This window comes from Burkholderia sp. Se-20373 (assembly GCF_017104705.1).
Lineage (GTDB): Bacteria > Pseudomonadota > Gammaproteobacteria > Burkholderiales > Burkholderiaceae > Burkholderia.
In genome coordinates, this window is the sequence record NZ_JAAGPH010000204.1 from 1 (window position 1) to 9,818 (window position 9,818).

Annotated in this window: 10 protein-coding genes; 7 read left to right on the forward strand and 3 right to left on the reverse strand. The window is 70.4% G+C overall.

Features of this window, described 5'->3' with window-relative positions; translation table 11 throughout:
- Positions 1-781: rhodanese-like domain-containing protein (locus G3N96_RS35415; RefSeq protein ID WP_346778930.1), on the reverse strand; the 781-nt coding region annotated here is incomplete at its 3' end.
- 123 nt (positions 782-904) lie between these two features.
- Positions 905-1,471: a cysteine dioxygenase gene (locus G3N96_RS35420; protein ID WP_206140072.1), complete on the reverse strand. Its 567-nt coding sequence runs from the start codon at positions 1,469-1,471 to the stop codon at positions 905-907.
- Positions 1,472-1,488: 17 nt separating this feature from the next.
- Here G3N96_RS35420 and G3N96_RS35425 point away from each other — a divergent pair, with 17 nt between their 5' ends.
- Positions 1,489-2,463 (forward strand): LysR family transcriptional regulator, encoded by a 975-nt coding sequence (locus G3N96_RS35425; protein ID WP_185634136.1) that lies wholly within the window; start codon positions 1,489-1,491, stop codon positions 2,461-2,463.
- Between the two features lie 64 nt (positions 2,464-2,527).
- On the opposite strand, the gene G3N96_RS35430 is transcribed toward G3N96_RS35425, so the two are convergent.
- Positions 2,528-3,880, reverse strand: coding sequence for an acyl-CoA dehydrogenase family protein (locus tag G3N96_RS35430; protein WP_206140073.1), 1,353 nt, complete (start codon positions 3,878-3,880; stop codon positions 2,528-2,530).
- A gap of 304 nt (positions 3,881-4,184) precedes the next feature.
- On the opposite strand from G3N96_RS35430, the gene G3N96_RS35435 reads away from it, so the two are divergent.
- The 6 genes from G3N96_RS35435 to G3N96_RS35460 form a co-directional block, all read left to right on the forward strand.
- On the forward strand, positions 4,185-5,270 hold the full coding sequence (locus G3N96_RS35435) for an LLM class flavin-dependent oxidoreductase (RefSeq protein WP_206140074.1): 1,086 nt from the start codon (positions 4,185-4,187) through the stop codon (positions 5,268-5,270).
- Positions 5,271-5,303: 33 nt separating this feature from the next.
- The gene (locus tag G3N96_RS35440; protein ID WP_206140075.1) at positions 5,304-6,143 is read left to right on the forward strand and encodes a class II aldolase/adducin family protein; all 840 of its coding nucleotides are present in this window, start codon (positions 5,304-5,306) and stop codon (positions 6,141-6,143) included.
- A gap of 32 nt (positions 6,144-6,175) precedes the next feature.
- Positions 6,176-7,210, forward strand: coding sequence for an ABC transporter substrate-binding protein (locus G3N96_RS35445; protein WP_206140076.1), 1,035 nt, complete (start codon positions 6,176-6,178; stop codon positions 7,208-7,210).
- 4 nt (positions 7,211-7,214) lie between these two features.
- Positions 7,215-8,315, forward strand: a complete 1,101-nt coding sequence (locus tag G3N96_RS35450; RefSeq protein ID WP_206140077.1) for an ABC transporter permease subunit — start codon at positions 7,215-7,217, stop codon at positions 8,313-8,315.
- Positions 8,309-9,136 (forward strand): ABC transporter ATP-binding protein, encoded by an 828-nt coding sequence (locus tag G3N96_RS35455; protein ID WP_206140078.1) that lies wholly within the window; start codon positions 8,309-8,311, stop codon positions 9,134-9,136. Before G3N96_RS35450 ends, G3N96_RS35455 begins: the two co-directional genes overlap by 7 nt.
- A gap of 50 nt (positions 9,137-9,186) precedes the next feature.
- On the forward strand, positions 9,187-9,818 hold a 632-nt coding region (locus G3N96_RS35460; protein ID WP_206140079.1), incomplete at its 3' end, for a cytochrome c.

Consider the following 9,818-nt stretch of genomic DNA (forward strand, 5'->3'; position numbering starts at 1 on the left):
GGCGTGCGTCGGCGCGCTGCGTCGCGTCGATGTCGTCCGGAAAGCGTCGCGCGGCGCCGCGTTCGAGCGTCTGGCCCGCGAGCGTCCAGCCGATCGTGCCGTTGCGCAGCGCGGCGACCGGATTCGGCAGCCCCGCGTTGACGAGCGACTGCGTGCCGATGATGCTGCGCGTGCGGCCCGCGCAGTTGACGATCACCTGCGTCGCCGGGTTCGGCGCGAGCGCGCGCACGCGCAGCACGAGCTCCGCGCCCGGCACGCTCGTCGACGTCGGGATGTTCATCGTCTGGTATTCGTCGAAACGGCGCGCGTCGACGATCACGACGTCGGCCTTCGCATCGATCAGCGCCTGCACCTCCTGCGCGGACAGCGACGGCGTATGCCGCTCGGCCTCGACCCATTCGCCGAACGACTTGCTCGGCACGTTCACGTCGATGAACAGTTCGCCGCCCGCGGCGAGCCAGCCCGCGAGGCCGCCGTCGAGCAGCCGCACGTCGGTGTAGCCGAGTTGCGCGAGCCTGGCGGCCGCACGCGGCGCGAGATCCTCGCCGCCCGCTTCGCCGAACACGACGATCGGCGTGTCGCGGCGCGGAATCCGCGTCCACGCGTCGAGTTCGAGTTTCGACAGCGGAAAGTTGGCGGCCCACAGCGGGTGGCCCTGCGCGTACGGATCTTCCTCGCGTACGTCGATCAGCGCGATCTCGTCGCGGGCAAGCAGGCGGGCGCGCACGTCCTGGTACGAAGCGACGGGAAAGCGGAAGGTGGAGTCGGCGGATTGCGTCACGGTGTCTCTGTCTTGATTGAATGCGTTGAAGTCGGTGAAGAAAGCGGAACGGATAAGTCTTGGGCCGGCCGGCGCGTGCCGGCAACCGGCCGCGCCCGCGGGCGTTGCATCAGGCATCAGGCATCAGGCATTCGAATAACCCGACACGAACGGCTTCACGGTACCGTCGTCCAGGAACACCGCGCGCTCGACCTTGCCGATGTTCGCGCCGTACACGTGGATGCTGATCGATACCTGATCGTCGAACGCGTTGGTCACGCGATGGACGTCGCCGATGCGCGGCGACACGGCCTCGACTTCGCCCGGCTGCAGCCGCACGGCGTCGCCCGCCGGCACCGGCTTGCCCGCCGCGTCGAACCGGTACGGCTGCGAGAACTCGCCGCCGCGCAGCATCCCGATCAGCCCCCACACCGTGTGGTTGTGGATCGGCGTCGTCTGGCCGGGCCCCCACACGAAGCTGACGACCGAGAACCGCTCGTCCGGGTCGAGATGCAGCAGGTACTGCCGATAGCGCGCGGGGTCGGGCTGCGCGAATGCGTCGGGCAACCAGTCGTCGTGTTCGACGAGCGCGGCGAGCAGCGCACCGCCCTCGTCGAGGATGCGCGCCTCGTTCGCGCCGGACGCGAGCAATGCGCCCAGACCGTCGACGAACGGCCGCAGCGGCGTCTGATGCAACGAAAGCGTACTCATCGGCTGACTCCTCGAATATGATGCCGAATATGATGGATCGTCATGATGCACCCGAAAGACCATGCAGAACAAACATGAAAATTAGCGATATCGACGCTTTTGCAGCGGTCGTCCGCTGCCAGACCCTGAGCCAGGCCGCGGCCGAGCTCGGGATGACGCAGCCCGCGATCACGCGGCGCGTCCAGAATCTCGAGGAAGCGCTCGGCGTGACCCTGCTCGATCGCAACACCAAGCCGCCGCGCCCGACCGACATCGGCCGGCAGGTGTTCGAGCAGTGTCGCGCGATCCTGCGCGAAGTCGATGCGCTGCGCGAGCTGACGGCCGGCGAGCAGCCGCCTGCCGGCGAATTCCGGATCGGGCTCACGCAGGGCCTCGGCGAGCTGATGCTGCCCGCGCTGATCGCCGAACTCGCCGCGCAGTGGCCCGCGCTCGCGACGCAGGTCACGACCGCCTGGGGCGGCATGCTCGTCGAGCGCGTCGCCCGGCGCGAACTCGATGCGGCGCTCGTGTTCCTCGCGCGCGAAATGGTGCTGCCGGCGCAGGTCGAAGGCGAACGGCTGCTGGCCACGCGGCTCGTCGCGGTCGGCCGCAAGGGCGACTGGCCGCGCCGCAGCTACCGGCTCGCCGACTGCCACGCGCGTGGCTGGGTGCTCAACCCGGACGGCTGCGGTTTTCGCGCGGGCTTGCGGCGCGCGCTCGACGCGCAGCGCCTGCCGATGCCGGTCACGCTCGACACCTACGGCCGCGACCTGCAGCTGCAGAGCGTCGCGAACGGCTTCGGCATCGGGCTGATGCCGCTGCCGCTCGTCGAAGGCAGCCCGCTGCGCGATGCGCTCGACATCGTGCCGCTCGCCGATTTCAAGCCGCAGATCGATCTGTGGCTGTTGCGCCGGCACGATGCGGCCCGCTTCGACGCGCCGCTCGCCGCCGTTGCCGCGCATGCGCGCACCGCGTTCGCGTTGCCGGAGCAGGCGCACGGCAAGGCGGCCTGACCGGACCACCGGGCGGCGTCGGAATCGCGCCGCCCGATTGGCGACCGCGCCCGCCCGGCTCCCGTCACGCATCGTTGCGGCCGCGTTCGGTCGCGTTGACCGACGCCCCGCTCGTCTCCGTCTCGCCCTTCGCTGCGCGCTTCGTCTCGCTCCGGCTCGCCGCTTCGAGCGCCGCACGCCCCGCCGCCACCGCGATTGCGTCGTCCTGCGGCGTATGCACGCGGCTGCACAGCACGTCGCGATAGTGGCGCTCGAGCGGATTGGCGCGGCTCAGACCGTGATTGCCCGACAGCTTCAACGCCTGCTCGACCACGCGGATCGCGTGCTCGGTCACGGTCCGCTTGACGAGGCCGCTCGTCGTGACCGTCGGTGCCTGGCCCGCGCCGGTGCGCGCGATGTGATCGTCGAGCAGCACACGGTTCGCATGCAGCCAGCCCTCGATTTCGCCGACCGCTTCCTGCACGCGCGGCAGCGTCGCCAGCGGCGCGCCCAGCCCGCTCGGCGCACGCGTCGTCGCGAACCCGACCAGCCAGTCGCGCGACGCACGCGCCACCGCGTCGTACAGGCTGCCGAGCAGCGCGACCATCCACGCCTGCTGGTCAGCCTGCGCGTCGGCATCCGCATGGGTCGCCGCCGACACGGCCCATGCGTCCGGTGCGCGTACGTCGACCGCGTGATCGGCCGGCAGCCGCACGTCGTCGAACACGACCTCGTGGCTGCCTGACGCACGCAGGCCGAGGTGATTCCAGCTTTCGATCACGCGGATGCGATCGCCGTCCGCGTCGCAGTCGCGCGGCACGAGAAACACGCCGACCCGCGGCGCCGGTTCATCGGTGCGCGCCCACACGGCCAGCCAGCGCAGCGCCGGAATCCCGGTGCTGTACAGCTTGTGGCCGGACAACCGCCAGCCGTCGCCGTCGCGCCGTGCAATGGTTTCCGGCAAGCCGCCGCGCGACGGCGAACCGAGCGCGGGCTCGACGCGCAGCGCGTTGATCAGCGCGCCGTGGGTGACCGCGCTGTCGAATACCGCCCGCCGGACCTGCGCCGGCCAGCGGTTGTCGGCGCGGCCGAGCGCGCGATGCTGCAGGTACGTCATCGTCAGCACCAGCGCGGTCGCCGGGACGGCGCTCGCGACGGCGGCCACGATCCGGCTCGCCTGCGCGAGCGTCGCACCGGCGCCGCCATGCTCGCGCGGCACGACCTGAGCGATCAGCCCCGCGCGATGCAGCCGCGCGAAGTTCTCGTGCGGAAAGCGGCCGTCAGCGTCGTTGCGGGCCGCGTCGGCGGCCAGCTCCGGCGCGAGGCGGTCGAGCAGCGCGGCGACGCGGGCGTCGTCTACGTCGGCATCGTCGGCGGACAGGAGGCGCAGCGAACGCGGCTGCGGCGCTGGCGAGGAAGCGGCAAGGCTGGCGGACATCGAGACGGATTCCCTGGGCAATACGCAAAGTAATACGGACAGGCGGCAATCGCGGCGATCGATCGCCACGCGGCGCGGTTTCTGATGAAGCCGGCGATCCGGAACGCGCGGCGCCGGATTCGCTGGCGCCCGCGCCCGATCTTTCGTGAGCCCACAGCGTATGCGCAGCGCACCCCCGCCCAAACCATGCAAATCTGATATTCAATTCGGGATTGATTATTTCCGTTTCGCATGATCCCGGCGTTAACCTGCGCTCCATTCCTGCCCGGCCTCGAGCCGGGCCGTCCCTGCACCGGAGACCCAGATGAGCGTCGAATTCATCGGCATGATCCAGAGCCAGAAGCAGTCGGAAATCCATCCGGCGTCCGGCCCCGTCGTCGATCCCGACTACGTGCGCGACTTTGCACGCGCCCACGAGACGGCCGGCTTCGACCGGATCCTCGTGCCGCACCACTCGACCGGCCCGTCGGCGACGCTGACGATCGCGTTCGCGGCCGCCGCGACCGAGCGCATCCATTTCATGCTCGCGCATCGCCCGGGCTTCACCGCGCCGACGCTCGCCGCGCGGCAGATCGCGACGCTCGACCAGTTCAGCCGTGGCCGGCTCGCCGTGCACTTCATCTCCGGCGGCTCGGACAGCGAACAGCAGCGCGACGGCGACTTCCTCGACCACGACGCGCGCTATGCGCGCACCGACGAATACCTCGGCATCCTGCGACGGATCTGGACCGAAGCGCAGCCGTTCGATCACGACGGCACGCACTACCGGTTCAAGCAGGGTTTTTCGGACGTGAAGCCGTTCCAGCAGCCGCATGTGCCGATCTATTTCGGCGGCGCATCGGAAGCGGCGCTCGAAGTGGCCGGCAAGCACGCGGACGTCTACGCGCTGTGGGGCGAATCGCTCGACCAGGTGCGCGACCTGACCACGCGCGTGCGTGCCGAAGCCGCGAAGCACGGCCGGCAGGTGCGCTTCTCCGTGTCGTTCCGTCCGATCCTCGCCGCGACCGAGGAAGAAGCGTGGGCGCGCGCGCATCGCATCCTCGACGAAACGCGCCGGCTGCGCGAAGCGGCCGGCCTCGGCGCCGGCGGCCCGCAGCAGAGCGAAGGCGCGCGCCGCCTGCTCGCGGCGGCCGAACGCGGCTCGCGCGTCGACAAGCGGCTGTGGACCGAGATCGCGAAGCTCACCGGCGCACGCTCGAATTCGACGGCGCTCGTCGGCACGCCCGAGCAGGTCGCCGACGCCCTGCTCGACTACTACGACCTCGGCGTCACGACGTTCCTGATCCGCGGCTTCGATCCGCTGGAAGACGCGATCGACTACGGCCGCGAACTGATTCCGCGCGTGCGCAGCGCCGTCGCCGCCCGCGACGCGGCACGCCGCGCGGCCTGAACCCAACGGAGCCTAACGGAGCCATCCGCCATCATGTCCGCCGTCCTTGCCTCGCCTATCCGTACGACATCGGGTCTCGAACTCGCCGAAGCGCCGCGCCAGCATTTCTGGTTCGATCCGCCGGCACCGCGCATCGACGTCGCCGCCGAGCGCCGTCACCGTCAGGAACGGCTCGCGGGCGCATTCCGCCTGTTCGCCCGCTTCGGCTTCGCGCAGGGGCTCGCCGGCCACATCACCGCACGCGACCCCGAGCTGCCCGACCACTTCTGGGTGAATCCGCTCGGCGTGCATTTCTCGCAGATCAAGGTGTCCGACCTGCTGCTCGTCAACGCACGCGGCGAAACCGCGATCGGCACGCGGCCGCTGAACAAGGCCGCGTTCGCGATCCACGCGGCGATCCACGAAGCGCATCCGCACATCGTCGCCGCCGCGCATACGCACTCGACGTACGGCAAGGCATGGTCGACGCTCGGCCGCCTGCTCGATCCGCTCACGCAGGATGCCTGCGTGTTCTACGAAGACCACGCGCTGTTCGACGACTTCACGGGGATGGTCGTCGACACGAGCGAAGGCGCGCGGATCGCGGAGGCGCTCGCGAAGCCGGACGGCACCACGCACAAAGGCGCGATCCTGAAGAACCACGGGATCCTGAGCGCCGGCCCGACGGTCGAGGCCGCCGCGTGGTGGTACATCGCGCTCGACAACGCCGCGCACACGCAGTTGCTGGCCGAGGCGGCCGGCACGCCGCAGCCGATCGATTACGCCACCGCGCGCCACACGCACGGCCAGATCGGCGGCCCCGACGGCGCGCTGCACGCATTCGACAGCCTGTTCGCGCGCGTCGTCGCCGACGAACCCGACCTGCTCGACTGAGCGCCTTTCCGCACGACCGGAGACCAGACCACATGACCCGAACCACCGCACCCGCACACGACGACGCGCACGACGACACACGCCGCAAGCTGCTGCGCGCCGCCGGCGCCGCCGCGCTCGCCGCGCCCGCGATCACGCTGGGCCGCAAGGCCTGGTCCGCGCCGCCGCTGAAGAAGCTCACGTTCGCGTGGAACCAGAACGCGTTCTGCCTGACGCCGATCGTCGTCGCGCAGGAGCGCGGCTTCTTCGAGAAGAACGGCCTGAAGGTCGATCTGATCAACTACAGCGGCTCGACCGACCAGCTGCTCGAATCGATCGCGACCGGCAAGGCCGACGCGGCGGTCGGGATGATCCACCGCTGGTTGAAGCCGCTCGAAGCCGGTTTCGACGTGAAGATCATCGGCAGCTCGCACGGCGGCTGCGTGCGGCTCGTCGGCGCGAAAGCGGCCGGCGTGACGACGCTGCAGGCGCTGAAGGGCAAGACGGTCGGCGTCAGCGACCTGGCCGCGCCCGGCAAGCATTTCTTCTCGATCCTGCTCGCGAAGAACGGGATCGATCCCGAACGCGACATCACGTGGCGGCAGTATCCGGCGGACCTGCTCGGCGTGGCGGTCGACAAGGGCGAGATCCACGCGATCGCCGACGGCGACCCGAATCTCTATCTGCTCGAAAAGCGCAGCAACGGCGCATACACCGAGCTGGCGACGAACCTGTCCGGCGAATACGCGCGCAAGGTGTGCTGCGTGATCGGCGCGCGCGGCGACCTCGTGCGCAACGACCGGCCGTCGGCCGCCGCGCTCGCGCGCTCGATCGTGCAGGCCACCGAGTTCACGCACGACAACCCGAACGAAGCCGCTAAGGTGTTCGCGAAGTATTCGCCGAAGATCAACCCCGAGGACCTGCGCAAGCTCTACGCGACGCTCACCTACAACCACCACCCGACCAACGTCGACCTGCAGCAGGAAATCGCGTTCTACGCGGACGACTTCCGCCGCATCAGCGTGCTGAAGAAGAGCACCGACCCGCAGCGCTTCGCGCAGCAGGTCTATGCGAACGTGCTGGGGTGACGCGATGTCGACGATCGAACACGCGCCCTCCGCACGCTCCGCGTCAGCCGCTTCCGGCGGCAGTGCCGCCGCATCCGCGCCCGCGTCGCGCGTCGCGTGCATTGCCTGCGAAGCCACGCTGGCCGCCGAAGCCCGCCGCGCACGCACCTGGCCGACCGGCATTGCCGCCGCGCTCGCATGGGGCGCGCTCGGCGCCCTCACGCAACTGTGGCCGAACCGCGTCGTCGGTTTCAGCGACTGGGCGTACACCGGCGAATTCGCCGTCGGCGCGTGGACGATCGCCGCACTGTTGCTCGCCGCCGCGACGCTCGGCCATCTCGTCCCCGCGACGCGCACGCGGCTCGCGCGCGTACGCCCGGCCGGCCCATGGCTCGTCGCGCTGCCGCTCGTGCTCGCCGCGTGGGAAACCGTCACCGCGAAAACCGGCTGGCTGCCGACGCCGTTCTTCGCGCCGCCGCAGGCGCTGATCGAGGTCTACGTCGACGACTGGCCGCGCCTCGCCGGCAGCGCCGGCAACACGCTGAAACTGCTCGCGCTCGGCTTTGCGTACGGCGTCGCGGTCGGATTCGCGGTCGGCGTGTCGATCGGCTGGTCGCGCCGGATCGGCTACTGGGTGCATCCGGTGCTGCGCGTGCTCGGCCCCGTGCCGGCCACCGCGCTGCTGCCGCTCACGTTCTACTTCTTCCCGTCGAGCTATTCGGCGGCCGCGTTCCTGATCGCGCTCGCAACCGGCTTCCCGGTCGCGGTGCTCACGTGGTCGGGTGTCGCGAGCGTCAACAAGCAGTATTACGACGTTGCGCGCACGCTCGGCGCGAACGCGCGCTTCCTCGTGCTGCGCGTCGCGATTCCGGCCGCGCTGCCGCACGTGTTCGTCGGCATCTTCATGGGGCTGAGCGCGTCGTTCACGGTGCTGGTCGTCGCCGAGATGATGGGCGTCAAGTCGGGGCTCGGCTGGTATCTGAGCTGGGCGCAGGGCTGGGCATCGTACGTGAACATGTATGCGGCGCTGATCGTGATGGCGCTGCTGTTTTCCGGGCTGATCGCGCTGCTGTTCGCGGTGCGCGACCGCGCGCTCGCCTGGCAGAAAGGAACCGTCAAATGGTGAGCGCCGCCGTCCTCGAATCTTCCGTTGCATCGTCCGTTGCCGCTGCACCCGCCGTCGCGGCGCCGCGCGGCGCGCGCATCGACATCCGCCGCGTGAGCCATGCGTTCGACGGCCCCGGCGGCGCGCTGCCGGTGCTCGACGACGTCACGCTGTCGGTCGCGGCCGGCGAATTCGTCGCGCTGCTCGGCCCGAGCGGCTGCGGGAAGTCGACGCTGCTGCGCCTCGTCGCGGGCCTCGACGCCGCGCGGCAAGGCACGATCGCGCAAGACGGCGTGCCGATCGAGCAGCCCGATCCGTCGCGCATCGTCGTGTTCCAGGATCCGACGCTGTACCCGTGGCGGCGCGTGCGTGCGAACGTCGCGCTCGGCCTCGAGGCGCGCGGCGTGGCGCGTGCGTCGCAGCATCGTGTCGACGATGCGCTCGCGCGCGTCGGGCTGCAGGAATTCTCGAACGTGTTCCCGCACCAGTTGTCCGGCGGGATGGCGCAGCGGGTCGCGCTGGCCCGTGCGCTCGTCAACGATCCGCGCCTGCTGATTCTCGACGAACCGCTCGGCAAGCTCGATTCGCTCACGCGGCTGACGATGCAGGCCGAACTCACCGCACTGTGGCAACGCGACGGCTTCTCCGCGCTGCTCGTCACGCACGATGTCGAGGAAGCGCTGTTCCTCGCGCAGCGCGTGATCGTGTTCGGGCCGCGCCCCGCACGGATCGTCGCCGAGTTGCACGTCGACCTGCCCTACCCGCGCCATCGCGGCGACCCGCGCCTCGCGGAACTGCGTCACGACGCGTTGCGGCACCTCGGACTCGATGCGAGCTGGTAGATGCGCGGTACCGTTCGACGATGGACCGCCGCGCGGCGAGACCGTAGCCGATGAACGCGCCGACGTTCGCCGACTGGGCGCTCCTGTTTCTGCAAGGGCTGTATCGCGCGCAAATCGCGCTGGCGCGCGTGCTGCATGCGATCGGGCTGACGGGCGACGCCGACGGTCAAGCCGTGTGGCCGTGGGCCCGTCGCATCGCGCTCGAAACGCTGCGCATCGACGCGGGACTCACGCGGCAACTCGCGTTCTCCGTGGCGGCGACGGTGCTGGCTGCCGTACCCGCGGGCATCGCACTTGCTTCGCGCAAGTGGCGTGTCGGGTCCGCGCTCGCTGCGCTGGCCGTTGCGTGGTTCGCGCCGTGGCCGCCGTCTTCGCTGTGGCTCTCGCCCGCCGTGCCGACGAGTTTCCAGCGCGATCCCGCGCCGTTTTCGGTATCGAACGTGATGCGCGGCGCGCACCTGTATGCGCAGCACTGCGCGGCGTGCCACGGCGCGGACGGACGCGGCGAAGGGCCGCTCGCGGCCACGCTCCCGCACTGGCCGCCGACCTTCGCCGGCGCGCTGCTCGCCCGACGTCTCGACGGCGAGCTGTTCTGGCGCGTGCGCCACGGCACGCGCGACGAACACGGCGCATCGACGATGCCCGGCTTCGCCGCGACGCTCGGCCCGCAGGACACCTGGGC